Raw genomic sequence first — 19647 nt, forward strand, 5'->3', positions numbered from 1 at the left:
AATGAAATTTTATATCAAAAAAGATAAATATTGGTATCATCAAATTAATTGCATTAATCACTCAAACGCTTGATCATCAATTAATCGTTTAGTATATAAAATATTTTCCTGTTGTAACTCTCCGTAAGCCATTTTCTCACACATACAGATGGTAGCATCATTCTCTTCAGGTACTAAAAACATAATTTGTGGGCAACCTTTAGCAATTAATTTTTTTTCTAAACGACTAATTAATGCATTGGCAATCCCTCTACCACGGTATTCAGGGTGCACCGCTAAATAATATGCAGATCCTTGATAACCATCGTATCCTCCCATGATGGTACCAACAACTTCACCTGCCATTTCAGCAACTAAAAAAAGATCTGCCCCCGATAACATTTTACGCTCGATATCTGCTTCAGGATCTCTATCTGTTTGAATTAGCTGACAAAGCCCCCATAATGTGATAATTTCTTCGAAATCATCTTGTTGAAAGGTTCTTATTTCCATATTTTTTTACCTACTTAGTATTAGTAAAGAATAAACATTGGCATTCTTATTATCTAAACAAGAATGATGGTAGCAAAATAAAATGAATAAAATAGCGCCGAAAATGTTGATTTTATACTCCATGAATCATTATTTCACTTTTAAATAATTTAATTTATTTACAATAAAATCATATGGTTATTACGTAAATCTATTATTCTGTTTATTTAACACCGCTCTAATTGGCTTTTCAATAGTAAGTAATTAAAATTTACCTAAATAATAATACCAACACTAAATAATGTCAGAATTTTATATTAAATCCATTCTATTCTGACAATAAGAGAATAGATAAATACTTCTGCTTTTTAGCTGAAATTGGGTTGTGGTTAACTTTACTAATCAACAATTATAGTATTAACCATAGACTTAAAATGCCAACAACGACAGTTTTTGAATAGACTATAATTAGCTTACTTGATTCACAGATACATGCACAACTCTACTATTAATATTTATAGGCAAATCATACTTAATATTTTGCTATCGTTATTGCAATACTAACAAATCCAATCAATAACAAAATGTATTCAGACCGTATTGAGTGTATAATTAACCGTTAATCTACTACTCTAATAATAAAAGAATGTTATGAATATACCTGATATTAATGCAGTGAAAGCATTATCTTCTCACTTTGGAAGATAAGCTCTGTCAGCAATTTGAACCTATCGATAACACCGCAAAATTTGCCCAACATAACTGGCAACATAAACAAAAAGGTGGCGGTCGTAGCCGGATACTAAAAAATGGGACGACTTTTGAGCAAGTAGGAGTCAATTTTTCCCGTATAAGTGGAGAGTATTTACCTGCTTCTGCCACAGAAAATCGTCCGCTACTGGTAGGTCGTCGCTATCAAGTAATGGGAGTTTCTTTAGTTACTCATCCACTCAATCCTTATATTCCAACAGCCCATGCTAATGTCCGTTTTTTCATTGCAGAAAAACCAGGTGAACCATCAGTATGGTGGTTTGGTGGTGGATTTGATTTAACTCCCTATTATGGCTTTGAAGAAGATATTACACACTGGCATAAGATTGCACAGTCTCTATGTTTACCTTATGGAAAAGAAATTTATCCCAACTATAAAAAATGGTGTGATCGCTATTTTTTTATCAAACATCACAATGAGCCGCGCGGGGTTGGCGGTCTTTTCTTTGACGATTTAAGCCAACCCGATTTTACTACCTGCTTTCACTTTGCTCAGGATATTGGCAATGGTTTTCTTAAGGCATATTTACCTATTGTTGAAAAAAGAAAACAGACAGCTTGGGATGAACGCGAGCGTCAATTTCAATTATACCGCGGAGGACGTTATACAGGATTTCATCTGGTATGCGATCGTGGAACCCTATTCGGGCTGCAGACTGGTGGTGGTAACAGAATCAATTTTAATGTCCTTACCACCACTAGCACGCTGGGAATATAGCTATCTTCCTGAGTCCAATTCAGATGAAGAAAAACTTTATAATCATTTTCTAATCGAAAAAGAATGGGTATAAATATTAGCAGCATACTTATTTTTTAAGTGTGCAATTTTTATTAACGTTTTTTAAGATGGGCAATTAGACGTTTACGCTTACGTAGCTGCGTTGGTGTCAATTTACTTTTCTTACCGGTATAAGGATTAGCGCCTTCTTTAAATTGAATACGAATCGGCGTCCCCATAACCTGTAATGTGCGACGAAAATAGTTCATTAAATAACGTTGGTAAGAATCGGGTAATTCAGCAACTTGATTGCCATGGATAACCACAATCGGTGGATTATAACCGCCGGCATGAGCATATTTCATTTTTACTCTGCGAGCTCGTATTAGGGGTGGCTGATGTTCTTCTTCTGCCATCTTCATAATACGTGTTAATAAGGCTGTACTTACTCGCCGTGTTGCCGATTTATAAGCTTCATGGATAGACTCAAATAAATTACCAACACCACTACCATGCAACGCTGAAATAAAATGCACTTTGGCGAAATCAACAAAACCTAATCGCAAATCCAACATATCTTTAACCGATTGACGATCCTCTTGCGACATGCCATCCCACTTATTTACTACAATCACCAGAGAACGCCCTGCATTCAAAATAAAGCCTAGTAATGATAAGTCTTGATCAGAAATACCCTCTCTGGCATCAATAACCAGTAAAACAATATTAGCATCTTCAATTGATTGCAACGTTTTGATCACCGAAAATTTTTCGACCGTTTCAGTTATTTTTCCGCGCTTACGCACACCCGCTGTATCAATCAGTATATATTCACATCCATCCCGTTCCATCGGAATATAAACGCTATCACGCGTTGTACCTGGCATATCATAAACAACTACCCGATCTTCGCCCAAAATACGGTTAGTTAAGGTCGATTTACCAACATTTGGCCGACCAACAATCGCTAACTTAATCGGTAGTGAACGCGGATCAAAGGCTTCTTCTTCACTATTATTATCAAGCGCCTCTTTCTCCTCCTGAGCAAGCCAATAAGCTGCATTAGCCTCCTCTGGGGATAACTCAATATCATTGGCTAATTTTTGCGGCGAATAGGGAGAAACCACTTTTTCAATCAGTTGAGTAACACCACGTCCATGAGATGCGGCAATGGGATAAATATCCTTGATCCCAAGTGCATAAAAATCACCTAAAACTGTATCAATATCCAAACCATCAGTTTTATTTGCTACCAGATAACGATCCTTTTTGCGACTGCGCAAATGTTTCGCAATCTCATGATCTACTGGCATCAATCCTGAACGAGCATCAACCATAAAAAAAACAATATCAGCTTCTTCAATCGCCAGTAAGGATTGAGAAGCCATATGGGTTTCTATTCCCTCTTCTGAACCATCGATACCACCGGTATCAATAATAATGAATTCATGTCCTGCAAACTCTACTGTGCCGTATTTTCGGTCACGGGTTAAACCAGGAAAATCAGCAACCAGCGCATCCCTAGTTCGAGTTAATCGGTTAAATAAGGTAGATTTTCCTACATTTGGACGCCCTACTAGCGCAATGACAGGTATCATTTTTAAGATGCCTCATAAAAATTAAAATCGGTATTCTGATTCCAATCTTCAGAATACTAAAAAATAAAACGGCTGTGGGAATCAGCAGCCATTAATTCTATCTGGAAAATAAGAAAATGTCAGGCAATTAACGTTCAATCAGATGTACAGTTCCATCTTTTGCCTGAATGAGTAATTTATCACTGGCAATAATCGGACGGCTGCGTAAGCCCGAACTATCAACTTTATTTTGTGCCATAAATTGACCATCTTGGGTATCTAACCAATGAAGATAACCTTCCCCATCACCAACTACTAAATAACCATCATAAATAGCCGGTGCGGTTAAATTGCGATGTAATAAAGCATCTTGAGTCCATAAAGTGACACCATCATTTTTGCGAATGGCCAGCACACGATCATTTTGATCAACTAAGTAGATAATATCATTGGTAACAATAATATCATTAACCGTGCCTAGATCACACTTCCAGATAATTTGGCTAGAGCGCATATCCATTGCAACTAAATCACCATTATATGCAATAGCAAAGATAGCGCCTGAATTGGTATCAATAACCGGCGTCATATTAACATCGTGCAAACGATCAATTTCCGTTGCACCACGGATCTGAGAAATATATTGTTGCCAAGCAATCTGCCCTTGAGCAAGCATTATGGCGCTAATACGACCAACATCACTACCAACAATCGCGACTCCATAAGCGGTAGCTGGCGCTGATTTTCCTCTTACTGATAATGTCGAGGTGTCTAAATTAATACTCCATTTACTTTGTCCAGTCTGTGCATCTAACGCTTGTAACACACCGTTACTGGTATGGATCAATACCAAACCGTCACTCACTACTGGCTGCGAAAGTGCTTCTCCGGCAACATCTGTTTCCCATGCCATTTCTCCATCGGCTTTATTCAATGCGATAACTTTGCCGGTTTCTGCGCCTATATAAAGTTTATCTCCTGAAACCGTTAATCCACTGGAAAGTAAGGCTGGCAAATTAGCCGTGAAAAAACCAACATGTTCTGATAAATCAATTGACCATAGTATCTCACTTGAATCAACATCCATTGCTTTCACCGTTCCTTTACGATCGGCTGCATAAACAACAGAATCATCATAAGCCGGTGAAAGTTGAGAATAATATTTTCCACTACCATCCCCTATCGAGCGATGCCAGATGATAGAAGGGGTAAATTGATTGTCAACCTCAGGTAAAGGAGACATTACGATAGAATCTTTTTCCGTTGAGCATCCCACTAATAAAGTCATTGCCAACAAACCAACCAATAGCGTTCTAGCCAATCGCATGTTAATATTCCTCTTAGTTTAGCAAGCTATTAATTTTTATTTTTAATATTGTCTTCATCATTTCAGCTCCACTTGATTCAATCCCTTTAGAATAAGCTGCACGAGCACCTGCGACATTACCTTTTTTCAGTAATACATCGCCCCGAATATCTTCAACAACCGTACTCCATCCTTTATCCTGTACTTGAGTCAAGGTGATCAGCGCTTGATCTGGCTTGTTCAAAGCTAACTGTACGCGTGCCAATCTGACATTGATCAAATCTTTAAGATCATCTAATTTTGCTACTGCTAATGCCTTTAATAATGCTTTTTCTGCACCAGCAATATCACTCTTTTCCACCGCAATTTTGGCTAACTCAATATTGGTCAATACACCATAAATATTGTTTGTTTCATTAGCAAATTGTTCACCAGCGGTTAGCGCTTGTTTTAATCCTATCTGCAATTGAGAGGAAATTTGTTCAAAGGCTTGAGCACTTTCTTGCAAACGACTTGCCTGATGTGATTGCCAATAATTCCAACCAATAATCGCGCCAACGCCGACAGCTAACCCAATTACTAATGCTTTGCCATTGTTAACAAAAAAGCGCTTAATAGCATCTATCTGCTCGTTTTCAGTGGTATAGACTTCCACAGAGTCTCCTTTAAGCTAAAAGTTCAGCCAAACGTATAGCAACATTCTGCTGAGAAATTTTTTCCTGTTCGCCGGTACGCAAATCCTTTATTGTGACTTCATCAGATTGACATTCATCTTCACCTAAAATTAGAGCAATTTTCGCCTGGTGTTTATTTGCACGAGCTAACTGTTTTTTAAAGTTACCGCCGCCATAATGGATCATTAATTTCAAAGCCGGCAATTTATCGCGAATTTTTTCCGCTAGGACTAATATTGCCTGGTGACTTACCTCACCACAGGCAACCAAATAAACATCAACTAAGGTACAGCCAGCAACAAAATCTGGATTAAGTTGTTGCACCAATAACACCATGCGCTCCATTCCCATCGCAAAACCTACTGCGGTGGTCGCCCGCCCGCCAAGCTGCTCAACTAGACCGTCATAACGGCCACCAGCGCATACCGTACCCTGCGTACCTAATGCATCAGTAACCCACTCAAATACAGTACGATTATAATAATCTAAACCACGAACTAAACATTGATTAATTCGATATTGAACGCCTGCTGCATCAAGTAATTTACAAAGTCCGGCAAAATGTTGTTTCGATTCATCATCAAGATAATCAGCAAGTAATGGCGCATCATTAAGCAGTTTTTGCACGTCAGGATTTTTTGAATCAAGGATGCGTAACGGATTAGTCGACAGTCGACGTCGGCAATCTTCATCCAATTTATCTTCGTACTGTTGCAAAAAAGTGACTAATGCCTGACGGTATTTTGCGCGCGCTGCTAATGAACCAATCGAGTTTAATTCCAGTGAAACATGGTTAGCGATCCCCAACTCACGCCACCAACGTGCTGTCATCATGATAAGTTCGGCATCAATATCGGGCCCAGCTAAACCAAAAACTTCAGCACCTAACTGATGGAATTGGCGATAACGCCCTTTTTGTGGCCGCTCATAACGAAACATCGGGCCTGAATACCAGAGACGTTGTTGCTGATTATACAATAAGCCATGTTCGATCCCAGCACGTACACAACCAGCTGTATTCTCTGGGCGCAGTGTTAAACTGTCACCATCCCGGTCATCAAAGTTATACATCTCTTTCTCAACTACATCAGTGACCTCACCTATTGCGCGAGAAAATAATGAGGTTTGCTCTACGATGGGAGTTCGAATCTCACTAAAACCATAACTAACAAGGATTTGTTTTAATTTGTTTTCAATTTTTTGCCAGAATTGAATATCGGCAGGAAGACAGTCATTCATACCGCGAATAGATTGAATGTTTTTAGCCACGTTATTTCTCTATTTAAAAATCTACCATAATATGGATTATAAAAGTGAATATTAACAGGGTGCAATCCATAAACAAAATCGGCTCATTACTCTATGAGCCAATATGATTAAATTATTTATCTAATTGTTCAATATCAATCCGCCGATTTTCATCCAGCATAACGGCCTTTGCCCGAATTTTAGCTTCCAACTGATCGATCATGTCAACATTGTCTAAACGTTCTTTTTGACGAACCCTGTCTTCATAAAATCCGCTCTTTGCTCTTGCCCCTGTGACACCAAGGGTAGAAACCTCAGCTTCACCAGGACCATTAACAACACAACCAATAATTGAAACATTCATCGGGGTAATAATATCTTCTAACCGTTCTTCTAATGCATTAACGGTACCAATGACATCAAACTCTTGACGTGAGCAGGTTGGACAAGCAATAAAATTAATACCTCGCGAGCGAATACGCAGAGATTTCAAAATATCAAAACCGACTTTAACTTCTTCAACCGGATCAGCCGCTAATGAGATGCGTAATGTATCACCAATCCCCTCTGACAATAACATTCCCAGTCCGATAGCAGATTTCACCGAACCGGCTCGCGCTCCACCCGCTTCGGTAATACCTAAATGTAAAGGGTGATTAATTTTATCAGCCAGTAAACGGTATGCGCCTACGGCAAAAAAAACATCTGAAGCTTTAACGCTAATTTTAAACTGATCAAAATTCAATCTATCTAATATATCAATATGGCGCATAGCCGATTCAACTAACGCTGCTGGCGTGGGTTCCCCATATTTTTCTTGAATATCTTTTTCTAATGAACCACCATTAACGCCAATCCGAATAGGAATATTTTTATCACGTGCACAGTCAACAACCTGACAAATACGTTCTTCATTACCAATATTACCTGGATTGATACGTAAACAATCCACACCATATTCAGCAACTTTTAGTGCAATGCGATAATCAAAATGGATATCAGCAATAACAGGAACATTAACTTGTTGCTTAATAAGCTTAAACGCCTCTGCTGCATCCATTGTAGGCACAGAAACACGCACAATATCAACGCCCACACGTTCTAAAGATTTAATCTGTTTAACTGTCGCTTCAACATCCGTTGTCCGCGTATTTGTCATAGATTGTACTGTGATGGGTGCACCATCACCAACGGGAACATTTCCTACATAAATGCGCGTTGATTTACGCCTTTTTATCGGGGATTGATTATGCATATTACTCTCCTTCAACATCCATGTTTAATAAGTTGCGCTATTTCTATAATTGAAGCCATCGAATTGACGATGGCTTCTTATTTGTTCACAATTTATCATTATTTATAGATGTTGTCTTACAATATTCATTTACAATCTAGGCAATTTAAACTTGGCTGGACGATTAGCTTTAATAAAGCGAATTTAGATCAACGGAATTACCTTTGAATAACAGATTAATATTGGCGGGTATAACAATATTAAATTGATAAGGAAGTTCACCATTTAATTCAAGTTTCTGGACTGCATTTTTAAACCACTAAATAAAATCTTACCTTTAGCATCCCGAACTTCTAACCAGCACTCCCCTTTAAAGTTCATCACAACTCTATCACCAGATTCTATTACTAGCAGCATCAGTATCAGCAGAAGCCTCTGCTGTCCTATCGCGTTCTGGATTACTATTATTATTCATACTGCTTGGCAATGGTACTGTTTTTACTTCTGCTGGATTTACTGACTCTATATTAGCATTTATATCACTATTTCTCTGTGTTTCAGAAGTTAATGGCGTTTTAGGAGCCGGTGATATGACATTATTAGCTATCGATGAGGTTACCGGCTGTACATTAGTTTCTGTCGACGATGTATTTAAATTATTTCGTTCAGTCTCTGCCGCTTCACCAGGAGTAGAGGAAGCTAAATCTGCCGGCATTTTAGCAGTATTCGAGCGATTCTGTTCAGCCATCGTAGCAATTTCTTGTTTTTGTACTTTATAACCCTGCCACCACCAAATACCTACCATAGCAATACAAATAATGATAATTAGCCAGGTAAATTTCATTAACCAGCCTTCGCGTTTTTTGCGGGTTTTTCCTAGAGAATAACTCTGCATAGGAGAAACTACAGCTGCTTTTGCTGGTGTATGTTTATCCAATAATTCAAGAATTTCTTTTTCTGGAATTTTCACTAATTTTGCATAAGAACGAATGTAGCCACGTAAGAAAGTAGGATCAACATTATGGGAATTGCTGTTTTCTTCTATCTCACGTATTGTGCATACTTTTAAGCAAAGTCGCTCGGCAACGATTTCTCGGGAAAGACCAAGCGTTTCCCGTGCCTGCAATAAACGTTGGCCAACGGTGATTTCTGTTTTTTCTGTCTTAGGTTTGCTATTCATTCGCGGAAATATTGGTCTTTTTTGAGTTTTAACATCATGAAGGCTTTTAAAAAACTTCATCTATAAGTTAATAAAAAACCTTCATACCGATAATATTTCTTATTTTATTTTTGAAATATTTTAACAATTCAGCCCACTACGTTCTTCCTCTTTTCTCAATTTAATTATCTCCTCAGATACGTTTTCAGAGCATAAAAAGTCTAAATAATAATATCGCATACTTGTATTATTGATTGCTGATGAACGAATTGCCACTTTAAAATATTTTAATGCTAACGCTGGTTGCTTTTGCTGACCCATAATGACCGCCATGCCCAAATTTGCTATCCCATTTTTTGGCTCTGCCAGTATTATCTTCTTAAAATGATAATATGCTGCTGGATAATTCCCTACTGGTAAATAAGCAATGCCTAGCTGTGTCCGTGTCACAATCGCAATATCAACGTCTTTATTAATACTAGTACATCCTATTAATAAACCCACTAACAATAGAATATTAATGATAGATATCCTTATCATATCACTCTCGTTTGTTTATATAGCTGGTAATAAAAGGAATTATGATATCTAATTCCCTTTATTTATATAATTAATATTCAGACTGCTTTTACTATAATTGGTTCACCAACAAGCTGTTTTTTCAATGTTCGTTTTGTTCGATCAATAACATCACCCGCTAATTGACCACAGGCCGCATCAATATCATCACCACGTATTTTACGCACAATAGTAGTGTAACCATATTTCATCAATACTTTTGCAAAGCGATCAATACGACTATTAGAGCTGCGGCTGTAAGGCACACCAGGAATTGGGTTCCAAGGAATTAAATTAATTTTGCTAGGCGTATGCTTAAGACATTCAGCAAGCTGATGAGCATGTTCAATACTATCATTCACACCATTTAGCATGACATACTCAACTGTAACACGTCCCTGATTTGCATTAGATTTAGTGAGATAACGCCGAACACTAGCCAGAAAGGTTTCAATATTGTATTTTTTATTGATAGGTACAATCTGGTCACGAATTTCATCAATCGGAGCATGCAAGGAAATTGCCAAAGCAACATCGATCATATCACCCAATTTATCAAGCGCAGGCACAACACCTGACGTCGATAAAGTCACCCGTCGTTTTGACAATCCAAAGCCAAAATCATCCATCATAATTTCCATTGCTGGAATAACATTGTTTAGATTTAATAGGGGCTCTCCCATTCCCATCATCGCAACATTGGTAATCGGGCGCCGGCCACTGGATTTCAAAGAGCCAATGACTTTAGCAGCCCGCCACACCTGGCCTATGATTTCTGCAACGCGTAAGTTACGATTGAAACCTTGTTGAGCAGTTGAACAAAACTTACATTCAAGGGCACAGCCAACTTGAGAAGAGACACAAAGTGTCGCTCGATCATCTTCAGGAATATAGACTGTTTCGACTTGTTGCTCACCTACCGTGATCATTGCCCATTTGATAGTGCCATCAGCAGAGCGCTGCTCTTGCGCAATTTCAGGAGCCCGAATTTCAGCAACTGCTTTTAATTTAGTCCGCAACACCTTATTGATATCAGTCATCAAATCAAAATCATCATAACAGTGGTGATAAATCCATTTCATTACCTGATCGGCTCGAAATGGTTTTTCGCCCATGTTACTAAAAAATTGCCGCATCTGTTTACGATCCATATCCAATAAATTAACTTTTGTTGATTTGGTAACAGGAGAAAAAGAGGGCACACACTGTGCTGTTGTTTTAGATTTAAACATTTTTATTGCCTCGTTATTACACTTTTCGGCGAAAACTGTAGATTTTTAATAATTAACTATATTCATTGGCATTAAATCTTATTTTAATAGCTTTATATGCCATAACCTTGTCAATAAATCACTTAACAAGGCATGGTATTTTACAAACTTTATTAATATTTTGCTAATAATATCCTATTTCTGTTTGTTAACGTGGACAAATTTCGTCATCAGTAAAGAAAAAAGCAATTTCTCTCTCTGCTGACGCGACAGAATCTGAACCATGGACTGCATTTTCGGTAAAACTATCAGCATAATCAGCACGTAATGTCCCTGGCAATGCCTTAGCAGGATCCGTTGCGCCCATCAAATCACGATAACGCTGTATAGCATCGTTACTCGCTAAAACTTGCAACATTATGGGGCCTGAGGTCATAAACTCGACTAATCCAGCAAAAAAAGGCTTACCTTTATGCTCAGCATAAAATCCAGCTGCCTGTTCTTCGCTTAAATGCACCATTTTAGCAGCAATAATTTCGAATCCAGCTTGCTCAAACCGGCCATAAATCGCACCAATAACATTTTTCTTAACTGCATTTGGCTTAATAATGGAAAACGTGCGTTGTATCGTCATTAGAAATCCTCTTTGCTGTTATTTTTCATCAGGATATTTTTGCCTTGCATCCATTCTGCCTGCCAAGAAAAAGATTTGTCATCATTTTTATTAAGGCAAAATAGCTAGCTATTATAAATATTGGCAATTCAATTGCCCACTTAACGATAAATTTTGTTAATTTTTTTATACAATTTTTTTATTTCTTTAGCTTAAATCACATTTTTATAAAACTTAAAACACCAGACATAATCACAAACAATAATCTGCCCAATTCTCTTTAAGATTTAGGCATAAACAAATTTAAATATAAAAAAGCGGGGTATAAATAAGGGAATAATGAGTGACATAATTTAACAATTTTTAACAGCGATGGTGCTACGCAACTAGCTCCCTATTTTACGTTGATAAAATGGCTGCGTATGGCACACAATAAAATGATCGATACCTGTACCATTCGGTGCAAAAAATAAAAATCAACTGACTGATTAGCTTCCAGATAATCAAGTACTATGCTTCCTAACTGCGGAATTAATTGTTGCCCTTCTTTTTCATAGCCAATATTAATTTCTAAAGCAATAAGCATAACCGACGCTTCTACTGTGGTATCATCCTCCGCCTGCAGCAAAAATGCACGGCGTATGATTTTATGTTGTTGGAAAAATTGACACAGTACATTGATTAATTGTTGCGGCAAAGTTTCAGGTATGCACAATTTAATGACACTACCACCTGGCACCGTAATGGTAGTAATCAGCGCGGCTTGATTGATTTTATCAACTGCCATTTTAGCTTCTTTCCTAACTAATCCTCTTTTGCTAACTAACTAATTATTTACCCTAGGAAATAATATTTCTGGGTAAATAATCATACCAAATAACCGCTATTTTGCTTTTTTTAGCAATAAACTAGCAATCGTCCTGACGCCAATACCAGTCGCACCTTCCGCCCATAAATTCATAGCAGATTTACGATAAGCCGCCGAACAATCGATATGTAACCACCCTTTATGATAATTTTCAACAAAATGAGATAAGAAAGGAGCAGCGGTGCAGGCGCCCGCAGTATGAGAAGGTGATGCAATATTATTGAGATCAGCAAATCCAGAAGTTAATTGACGGCGATGAAATTCAGCTAAAGGTAATCGCCAAAAGAGTTCATTCTCCATTTCTGCTGCTGACATCAATTCAGCCACCAATTTGTCATCAAAACTCAATACCGATTGATAATAATTACCAACCGCGATTTTGGCAGCGCCAGTTAACGTAGCAGCATCAATAATTAATGCTGGTTTTTCTTTGCAAAAATCGATCAGTCCATCTGCTAAAACCAGTCTTCCCTACGCATCGGTATTCATAATTTCAACAGATTTGCCGTTACGGTAGCGAATAATATCACCTAATTTAAAGGCATTACCACTAACCATATTATCGGCAATGCAGAGGAAAAGTTTTACTAGTTGTTTTAAACCTCGGCTTATTGCTAAGGCTAACGCCCCAGTTAGCATAGCCGCCCCACCCATATCGGCTTTCATTGAATTCATTGATGAAGATGGCTTTATGCTATAACCACCAGAATCAAACGTAATTCCCTTTCCTAATAAACAAGCAAATACCGGTACTTTTAAATTGCTAATTGGATTATAATCCAGCACTAGTAATGTGGGTGGGCGGCTTGAGCCACGGCCTACAGTATAAATTCACTATATTTCTGTTTGGCTAACTCTTCACCCTGAATGATACGGTAGTTAATATTATCTTTTACTATTTCACATAATAAATCAGCGCTACGCTGAGCCAGCTGTTCAGGCGATAATTCTTCAGCCGGTGCGTTAATAATATCGCGTACTCAATCAATAATTCGGATGCGATATTGTAGCTCTTTTTTTTCATTTTCAGATAAGTTTGGCCATTCAATCGAACGCGCTCCCTTAGGTGCTCTAAAACCTTGCCAAAATGCCCAACTTTTTTCCAAGTCCCAGTCATTACCTGCTAACAGCACATGATGAATGCCTTGACTGTCCAATCTATGACCAGCACTTTGGATAGCACACAGTTTTGCTTGTGGCTTCAGATGAATGACTATCCCTTGTTCACTAGAACTGATTAATGCATTCTTTCCCCAACAAGGCGCCGCTGCTTGATAAGATAGCGAGACTTGCATGATCTGCTTTTCCATTCCCTCTTCCCACCTTAGTTTGTCATATTGTGTTTATGGAATAATTGATAGATATAAGATATTAATCATAGAGGTTATCATGAGTTAATACATTGCACGATGAGTGATAGCAATAAAAAAGCTGGCAATTCCCAGCTTTATATGTAATTGATTGCTTTAATCAATCATCATTGATACTCATCAAGCCATACTAATAGAATGGCTTCTAGGATCTTTTCATTTGAAGCTTGCGGATTGTCATTAAAATCGTCTAATTGGCAAATCCATTGATGCATATCGGTAAAACGAACCGTTTGCGGATCAATATTAGGATATTTATCATAGAGTGCCTCTGCAATTGCACGGCTATCAGTCCACTTTAAACTCATCATCCCCTCCCACCTGCGATTAAATATAAGGATTAATGCTCTCTGGCATGATTAATCGTATATCTAGGAATTTCTATTACCAGATCTTCGTTAGTCACAATAGCCTGACAACTTAAGCGGCTTTCAGGCTCTAACCCCCATGCTTTATCTAGCATGTCATCCTCTAGCTCAGAACTTTCTTCCAGTGAATCAAAACCTTCACGAACAATACAGTGGCATGTGGTACAAGCACAAGATTTTTCACAAGCATGTTCAATATCAATACCACTACGTAAAGCAGCATTAAGAATTGATTCACCTTTCTCGACTTCCACAACCGCCCCTTCAGGGCATAACTCTTTATGCGGTAAAAAAATTATTTTCGGCATTATTATATCTCGTCCACAGAATGACCTGATAATGCCTGACGAATAGAGATATCCATCCGTCTGGCAGCGAAATCCTGTGTTTGCTTATCCAGTTGTTTAATTGCATTTTCAATCGCAACAGGGGAGGAGCTTTCCTGTGTGCAGTTGACTAATTTATTTACAGCATTATTAATTGCTGTTTTTTCTTCTTTATTCAATAAATGAGCATCTTGTTTTAATGCAGCCATTAAACTTTCTATTACCCGAGCAGCTTCAACTTTATGCTCAGCAAGGCGACGCTCTACCATATCACCTTGAGCATTAGTGATTGAATCAGTGATCATATTGGCAATTTCTTCATCGGTTAAACCATATGAAGGTTTAACTTGAATCGAAGAACTGACACCAGTTGACTTTTCTACTGCGCTGACACTCAATAATCCATCTGCATCTATTTGAAAAACGACCCGAATATGCGCTCCGCCGGTAGCTAGTGGCGGTATCCCACGTAGGGTAAAACGCGCTACGGAACGACAATCATTAACCATTTCACGTTCTCCTTGGACAATATGAAATGTCATGGCTGTTTGCCCATCTTTGAAGGTAGTAAATTCCTGTGCCTTAGCGATAGGCAATGTCGTATTGCGTGGGATCACTTTTTCAACCAGTCCCCCCATGGTTTCTAAGCCAAGCGACAAAGGAGTAACATCCAGTAGCAATATTTCACTATCAGGTTTATTACCAACTAAAATATCTGCCTGAATAGCCGCTCCAATAGCAACAACTTTATCCGGATCAATGGAAGTTAATGGTGTAAGGCCAAAAAATTCTTCAACCATAGAAACCACCAACGGTACACGCGTCGAACCACCCACCATGACAACCTGCAAAACATCATCGATATCAAGCGCTGCATCTTTCAATGCACGACGACAGGTTAATAAAGTGCGTTTGATCAATGGCCAAATTAATGTGTTTAGCTGCTCCCTTGACAAAACCCCTCGCCAACCATTGATTTCAATTTCAGTATGGCTACAATTCGTTAATGCTATTTTAGCCTGGCTGGCTATATTTAAAATCTGTCGCTGTAGGCGATGATCTTGGCGATCAGTAATACCCGCTTGTTGATATATCCAATCCACCAGCAGATGATCAAAATCATCACCTCCTAATGCCGTGTCTCCGCTCGTTGCTAAGACTTCAAATACGCCACGCTGTAACCTAAGAATGGAAATATCAAAAGTACCACCACCCAAATCATAAACCGCGATGATACCCTCTTGTTGTGAATCTAAACCATAGGCAATAGCAGCCGCAGTAGGTTCATTCAATAAACGTAATACCTGTAATCCGACCAACCGCGCCGCATCTTTAGTTCCTTGACGTTGTGCATCATCAAAATAAGAAGGCACAGTGATCACTACACCTTCTAATCTACCATTCAATGTTTCTTCTGCCCGCTGCACCAACGACTTTAATATCTCAGAAGAAACTTGAATAGGATCAACTTGCCCTATGGCTGTCTGGATCAGCGGTAAGCCATTTTTACTTGCTGTCAATTGGTAGGGCAAATTAGGATAACGTTGCTGGATCTCAGCCAGTGAGCGTCCCAATAAGCGCTTAGCTGAAATAATGGTATTAGCCGGATCTTGTTCTACTTTTGCTTGCGCTTGCTTACCTACTGTAATAGCCGTTGGTTGATAACTAACTATTGAGGGTAGCAATTCATATCCTGCTGGATCAGGTATTGTTTCCGCTTTTCCGCTGCGAACCGTTGCAATCAACGAATTTGTGGTACCTAAATCAATACCAGCGGCTAAACGGTGCTGATGTGGCATCGACGACATGCCCGGCTCACTAATTTGTAATAATGCCATAAAATTTACTCTAAAAACGATTGAATAAGCGCTCTTCCAATTGTTCAACTTGTTGCTGCAACTTATCAAGAAAACGAAGTTTCCGAACAGTATCAGCTGCATTTATCCACTGTTCACTATTTAGTTGTTTTTCCATTTCCTGTAAGTTGCTTTTTATTGTTTTAACTAAAATAGAGGAAAACAAGGCTAATGCCTCTTCTGCTTGAACACTGGTTTCGATACATTCCAATTCTTCACGTAGCGCAAGTTGCTCCATCAAAAAAGCTGTATCATGCATAGTATATTGCTCATTATTGATATCAATATCATATAAAGTGAGCATATATTCAGCACGTTTCAAAGGGTGTTTTAAGGCTTGATAAGCAGCATTAATTGTCGCAGCCTGTTGCAGTGCAGATACTTTTTCACTGTCAGATTGGTTAGCAAAGCGATCAGGATGATACTGGCGCTGTAACTCCTGATAACGGTAAGTTAATTGCTCAAGATCAATAGAATATGAAAATGTCAGACCGAAAAGGGTAAAATAATCCATAAATGCTCTAAGTTGAAAATATTAAATAGACGGTTAAAAAATTTATCACGTCGTCTATTTAGTTTTGGACTTAACAAATAATAAATAAATTCTCATACGTTAAAGCTTTCACCGCAGCCACACTCATTTTGGCTGTTAGGATTGTTAAACTTAAAACCTTCATTAAGACCTTCTTTAACAAAATCCAATTCTGTCCCATTGAGATAAACAATGCTTTTACCATCAACGATAACTTTTACGCCTTTGTCTTCAAATACTATATCATCTTCATTAATGATATCAACAAATTCAAGCACATAAGCCATGCCCGAGCAGCCACAAGTTCTAACACCTAAACGTAATCCTTCACCTTTTCCTCGGTTATGTAAGAAAGTCAGAATACGCTCTGCAGCATTTTCTGTTAGAGAAATTGACATACAACACCTCTCAATCAAAACCAGTGCAGGCGGATACCATAAACAAAAATAAAATAGCATCACGCCTAAAAGGGATTTTTATATTAATTAATTAATTAATTAATTAATTAATTAATTAATTATTTGCTTTGCCGTTTATTTTTATAGTCTTCAATGGCGGCTTTAATCGCATCTTCTGCCAAAATAGAACAGTGAATTTTAACCGGAGGCAGCTCTAATTCCTCTGCAATAGCCGTATTTTTGATAGTCTCCGCTTCATCCAATGTCTTACCTTTCATCCATTCCGTTACTAATGAACTAGATGCAATTGCCGAACCACAGCCATAGGTTTTGAAACGCGCATCTTCGATGATGCCTGCGTCATTAACTTTGATCTGAAGCTTCATGACATCACCGCATGCAGGTGCCCCTACCATCCCACTGCCCACCATTGGATCATCATTATCAAACGAACCTACGTTACGTGGATTTTCATAATGATCAATCACTTTTTCATTATATGCCATATTGCAAACTCCTTAATCCGTCTATTAATGATGAGCCCATTCAATGCTATTAAGATCGACACCCTGCTTATACATCTCCCATAGAGGAGAAAGATCACGCAGCCGACCTATCGCATTATGAATTAGCTGGATGGCATAATCGATTTCTTCTTCTGTGGTGAATCGACCAAAAGAGAAACGAATTGAACTATGAGCTAATTCATCATTCATTCCCAATGCCCTTAGTACATATGAAGGTTCGAGGCTTGCCGATGTACACGCGGAACCTGATGAGACAGCCAAATCTTTGAGTGCCATCATCAATGATTCACCTTCTACATAATTAAAACTGACATTCAGAATATGAGGTGCGCCATTTACCAGAGAGCCATTAAGATAAACTTCTTCAATATTCTTAATGCCGTTCCATAAACGTTGGCGTAAAGCATTTAATCTATTAGACTCTACCGCCATTTCTGCTTTAGCAATCCGATAAGCTTCACCCATTCCTACAATTTGGTGGACAGGTAATGTCCCTGAGCGCATGCCTCGTTCATGCCCACCGCCATGTTGTTGGGCTTCAAGTCGAATACGGGGTTTACGACGCACATAAAGTGCACCTATTCCCATTGGTCCATACAGTTTATGCGCTGAGAAAGACATTAAATCAACTTTTAGTTTACTCAAATCAATCGGTAATTTACCGACCGCTTGGGTCGCATCAACATGAAAAAAAATTCCTAGATTGCAGCAAAGTTTGCCGATAGAGGCAATATCTTGAATGATTCCAATCTCATTATTAACATGCATGATAGAAACCAAAATTGTATCATCACGCATAGCCGCTTCAAGTTCATGTAAATCAATAAGACCACTATTTTGTGGTGAAAGGTAAGTCACTTCAAAACTTTCACGCTCAAGTTGACGGCAAGTATCCAAAATCGCTTTATGCTCGGTTTTACTGGTAATGATATGTTTACCTTTTTTCTGATAGAAATTGGCAACCCCTTTCACTGCCAGGTTATCTGATTCAGTCGCTCCTGAAGTAAAAACAATCTCACGCGGATCCGCATTGACTAATTCAGCAATCTGATTTCGTGCAATATCAACAGCTTCTTCAGCCCGCCAGCCAAAACCATGAGAGCGCGATGATGGATTACCAAAATTGCCATCCATTGTCATACACTGGATCATTTTTTAAGCAACACGAGGATCAACCGGTGTGGTCGCCGAGTAGTCTAAATAAATCGGTAGTTTCATTAACTCACTAGCTCCATAAGACGAAAAACGCCTCAAAATTTTATCACTTTGCAATTATTCTATTTTGTAAAACCGTGCAATTTATGCTCGTATATTAATAATGGGTTCGGATTGATGAGTCGCTCTCACATGGTATTTATCGTTATCTTGACGATCAGCAACTTCTTGTACTTCTTGATTATTGACCAATTCTTCTAAGCTAATATTACTAAGAAAACCGGTAATACGGTCACTGAAATCACGCCACAGTGCATGGGTCAAACAACGCTCTCCACCTTGACATCCTTCTTTTCTTCCCTGACAACGAGTGACATCAACAGACTCATCAACAGCAGAAATCACTTGAGCGATAAAAATATTTTTCGCTTCCCGACCTAATAAATATCCGCCGCCAGGGCCACGAACACTGGAAACCAGTTCGTTTTTGCGAAGTCGAGAAAAAAGTTGCTCAAGATAAGAAAGGGAAATGCCTTGACGTTCCGATATATCAGTCAATGGCACAGGCCCTGTCTTTGAATACAATGCCATATCCAGCATGGCTGTTACTGCGTAGCGTCCTTTAGATGTGAGTCTCATAACATATTCCCATAGTTAAATGTGACAAAAATTGTGTCATTCCAGAGTATTTTAGTCAACTATTTAAC

Annotated in this window: 19 protein-coding genes and 3 pseudogenes; 1 reads left to right on the forward strand and 21 read right to left on the reverse strand. The window is 38.5% G+C overall.

Going from position 1 to position 19647, the window contains the following annotated elements; genetic code table 11:
- Window positions 1–57: 57 nt before the first annotated feature.
- Entirely contained in the window at window positions 58–492 is a 435-nt protein-coding gene (locus ARADI_RS06705; protein ID WP_119711518.1) for a GNAT family acetyltransferase, read from the reverse strand.
- 630 nt (window positions 493–1122) lie between these two features.
- Between ARADI_RS06705 and hemF the strand changes: the two are divergent.
- Window positions 1123–2033, forward strand: a pseudogene (gene hemF, locus ARADI_RS06710) (oxygen-dependent coproporphyrinogen oxidase).
- A gap of 40 nt (window positions 2034–2073) precedes the next feature.
- Here hemF and der read toward each other — a convergent pair.
- The 20 genes and pseudogenes from der to iscR all read right to left on the reverse strand — a co-directional run bounded on the left by der (window position 2074) and on the right by iscR (window position 19579).
- Window positions 2074–3558: a ribosome biogenesis GTPase Der gene (gene der, locus ARADI_RS06715; protein ID WP_119711519.1), complete on the reverse strand. Its 1485-nt coding sequence runs from the start codon at window positions 3556–3558 to the stop codon at window positions 2074–2076.
- Window positions 3559–3685: 127 nt separating this feature from the next.
- Entirely contained in the window at window positions 3686–4864 is a 1179-nt protein-coding gene (bamB, locus tag ARADI_RS06720) for an outer membrane protein assembly factor BamB (protein ID WP_119711520.1), read from the reverse strand.
- Between the two features lie 13 nt (window positions 4865–4877).
- Window positions 4878–5498: a YfgM family protein gene (locus tag ARADI_RS06725; protein ID WP_119711521.1), complete on the reverse strand. Its 621-nt coding sequence runs from the start codon at window positions 5496–5498 to the stop codon at window positions 4878–4880.
- 10 nt (window positions 5499–5508) lie between these two features.
- Window positions 5509–6786 carry a histidine--tRNA ligase gene (gene hisS, locus ARADI_RS06730; protein WP_119711522.1) on the reverse strand — a complete coding sequence of 426 codons (1278 nt, stop codon included), beginning with the start codon at window positions 6784–6786 and terminating at the stop codon, window positions 5509–5511.
- Window positions 6787–6898: 112 nt separating this feature from the next.
- Window positions 6899–8020: a flavodoxin-dependent (E)-4-hydroxy-3-methylbut-2-enyl-diphosphate synthase gene (ispG, locus tag ARADI_RS06735; RefSeq protein ID WP_119711523.1), complete on the reverse strand. Its 1122-nt coding sequence runs from the start codon at window positions 8018–8020 to the stop codon at window positions 6899–6901.
- Window positions 8021–8284: 264 nt separating this feature from the next.
- Window positions 8285–8416, reverse strand: a complete 132-nt coding sequence (locus tag ARADI_RS06740) for a RodZ domain-containing protein (RefSeq protein ID WP_119711524.1) — start codon at window positions 8414–8416, stop codon at window positions 8285–8287.
- On the reverse strand, window positions 8391–9179 hold the full coding sequence (gene rodZ / locus ARADI_RS06745) for a cytoskeleton protein RodZ (RefSeq protein ID WP_119711640.1): 789 nt from the start codon (window positions 9177–9179) through the stop codon (window positions 8391–8393). The genes ARADI_RS06740 and rodZ overlap by 26 nt, the downstream gene beginning before the upstream one ends.
- Window positions 9180–9299: 120 nt before the next feature.
- Window positions 9300–9698, reverse strand: a complete 399-nt coding sequence (locus ARADI_RS06750) for a fimbrial assembly protein (protein ID WP_147392382.1) — start codon at window positions 9696–9698, stop codon at window positions 9300–9302.
- Between the two features lie 77 nt (window positions 9699–9775).
- Window positions 9776–10948 carry a dual-specificity RNA methyltransferase RlmN gene (rlmN, locus tag ARADI_RS06755; protein WP_119711526.1) on the reverse strand — a complete coding sequence of 391 codons (1173 nt, stop codon included), beginning with the start codon at window positions 10946–10948 and terminating at the stop codon, window positions 9776–9778.
- 187 nt (window positions 10949–11135) lie between these two features.
- Window positions 11136–11561, reverse strand: a complete 426-nt coding sequence (ndk, locus tag ARADI_RS06760) for a nucleoside-diphosphate kinase (protein WP_119711527.1) — start codon at window positions 11559–11561, stop codon at window positions 11136–11138.
- Between the two features lie 373 nt (window positions 11562–11934).
- Entirely contained in the window at window positions 11935–12327 is a 393-nt protein-coding gene (locus ARADI_RS06765; RefSeq protein ID WP_119711528.1) for an enhanced serine sensitivity protein SseB C-terminal domain-containing protein, read from the reverse strand.
- A gap of 96 nt (window positions 12328–12423) precedes the next feature.
- A pseudogene (pepB, locus tag ARADI_RS06770) lies at window positions 12424–13718 on the reverse strand (aminopeptidase PepB).
- A 167-nt stretch (window positions 13719–13885) separates the two neighbouring features.
- Window positions 13886–14086: a Fe-S cluster assembly protein IscX gene (gene iscX, locus ARADI_RS06775; RefSeq protein ID WP_119711641.1), complete on the reverse strand. Its 201-nt coding sequence runs from the start codon at window positions 14084–14086 to the stop codon at window positions 13886–13888.
- A 32-nt stretch (window positions 14087–14118) separates the two neighbouring features.
- Entirely contained in the window at window positions 14119–14454 is a 336-nt protein-coding gene (gene fdx, locus ARADI_RS06780) for an ISC system 2Fe-2S type ferredoxin (RefSeq protein WP_032114746.1), read from the reverse strand.
- Window positions 14455–14456: 2 nt separating this feature from the next.
- Window positions 14457–16310, reverse strand: a complete 1854-nt coding sequence (hscA, locus tag ARADI_RS06785; protein WP_119711529.1) for a Fe-S protein assembly chaperone HscA — start codon at window positions 16308–16310, stop codon at window positions 14457–14459.
- Between the two features lie 10 nt (window positions 16311–16320).
- The gene (gene hscB, locus ARADI_RS06790; RefSeq protein WP_119711530.1) at window positions 16321–16842 is read right to left on the reverse strand and encodes a co-chaperone HscB; all 522 of its coding nucleotides are present in this window, start codon (window positions 16840–16842) and stop codon (window positions 16321–16323) included.
- 92 nt (window positions 16843–16934) lie between these two features.
- Complete coding sequence (gene iscA, locus ARADI_RS06795) at window positions 16935–17258, reverse strand: iron-sulfur cluster assembly protein IscA (RefSeq protein ID WP_119711531.1); 324 nt, start codon at window positions 17256–17258, stop codon at window positions 16935–16937.
- A gap of 119 nt (window positions 17259–17377) precedes the next feature.
- Complete coding sequence (gene iscU, locus ARADI_RS06800; protein WP_119711532.1) at window positions 17378–17764, reverse strand: Fe-S cluster assembly scaffold IscU; 387 nt, start codon at window positions 17762–17764, stop codon at window positions 17378–17380.
- A gap of 24 nt (window positions 17765–17788) precedes the next feature.
- Window positions 17789–19003: pseudogene (locus tag ARADI_RS06805) on the reverse strand (IscS subfamily cysteine desulfurase).
- 81 nt (window positions 19004–19084) lie between these two features.
- Window positions 19085–19579 carry a Fe-S cluster assembly transcriptional regulator IscR gene (iscR, locus tag ARADI_RS06810; RefSeq protein WP_119711533.1) on the reverse strand — a complete coding sequence of 165 codons (495 nt, stop codon included), beginning with the start codon at window positions 19577–19579 and terminating at the stop codon, window positions 19085–19087.
- Window positions 19580–19647 lie beyond the last annotated feature (68 nt).

It is taken from the genome of Arsenophonus endosymbiont of Aleurodicus floccissimus, assembly GCF_900343025.1.
Lineage (GTDB): Bacteria > Pseudomonadota > Gammaproteobacteria > Enterobacterales > Enterobacteriaceae > Arsenophonus.

What these genes read in the sequence shown, in the direction of transcription:
- iscU (WP_119711532.1), bottom strand. Translation starts at nt 17,764, where the DNA reads ATGGCATATAATGAAAAAGTGATTGATCATTATGAAAATCCACGTAAC.
- rlmN (WP_119711526.1), bottom strand. Translation starts at nt 10,948, where the DNA reads ATGTTTAAATCTAAAACAACAGCACAGTGTGTGCCCTCTTTTTCTCCT.
- ARADI_RS06705 (WP_119711518.1), bottom strand. Translation starts at nt 492, where the DNA reads ATGGAAATAAGAACCTTTCAACAAGATGATTTCGAAGAAATTATCACA.
- ARADI_RS06740 (WP_119711524.1), bottom strand. Translation starts at nt 8,416, where the DNA reads ATGCTGCTAGTAATAGAATCTGGTGATAGAGTTGTGATGAACTTTAAA.
- iscR (WP_119711533.1), bottom strand. Translation starts at nt 19,579, where the DNA reads ATGAGACTCACATCTAAAGGACGCTACGCAGTAACAGCCATGCTGGAT.
- ARADI_RS06765 (WP_119711528.1), bottom strand. Translation starts at nt 12,327, where the DNA reads ATGGCAGTTGATAAAATCAATCAAGCCGCGCTGATTACTACCATTACG.
- hscA (WP_119711529.1), bottom strand. Translation starts at nt 16,310, where the DNA reads ATGGCATTATTACAAATTAGTGAGCCGGGCATGTCGTCGATGCCACAT.
- iscA (WP_119711531.1), bottom strand. Translation starts at nt 17,258, where the DNA reads ATGTCAATTTCTCTAACAGAAAATGCTGCAGAGCGTATTCTGACTTTC.
- ispG (WP_119711523.1), bottom strand. Translation starts at nt 8,020, where the DNA reads ATGCATAATCAATCCCCGATAAAAAGGCGTAAATCAACGCGCATTTAT.
- ndk (WP_119711527.1), bottom strand. Translation starts at nt 11,561, where the DNA reads ATGACGATACAACGCACGTTTTCCATTATTAAGCCAAATGCAGTTAAG.
- bamB (WP_119711520.1), bottom strand. Translation starts at nt 4,864, where the DNA reads ATGCGATTGGCTAGAACGCTATTGGTTGGTTTGTTGGCAATGACTTTA.
- der (WP_119711519.1), bottom strand. Translation starts at nt 3,558, where the DNA reads ATGATACCTGTCATTGCGCTAGTAGGGCGTCCAAATGTAGGAAAATCT.
- ARADI_RS06750 (WP_147392382.1), bottom strand. Translation starts at nt 9,698, where the DNA reads ATGATAAGGATATCTATCATTAATATTCTATTGTTAGTGGGTTTATTA.
- rodZ (WP_119711640.1), bottom strand. Translation starts at nt 9,179, where the DNA reads ATGAATAGCAAACCTAAGACAGAAAAAACAGAAATCACCGTTGGCCAA.
- iscX (WP_119711641.1), bottom strand. Translation starts at nt 14,086, where the DNA reads ATGAGTTTAAAGTGGACTGATAGCCGTGCAATTGCAGAGGCACTCTAT.
- hscB (WP_119711530.1), bottom strand. Translation starts at nt 16,842, where the DNA reads ATGGATTATTTTACCCTTTTCGGTCTGACATTTTCATATTCTATTGAT.
- fdx (WP_032114746.1), bottom strand. Translation starts at nt 14,454, where the DNA reads ATGCCGAAAATAATTTTTTTACCGCATAAAGAGTTATGCCCTGAAGGG.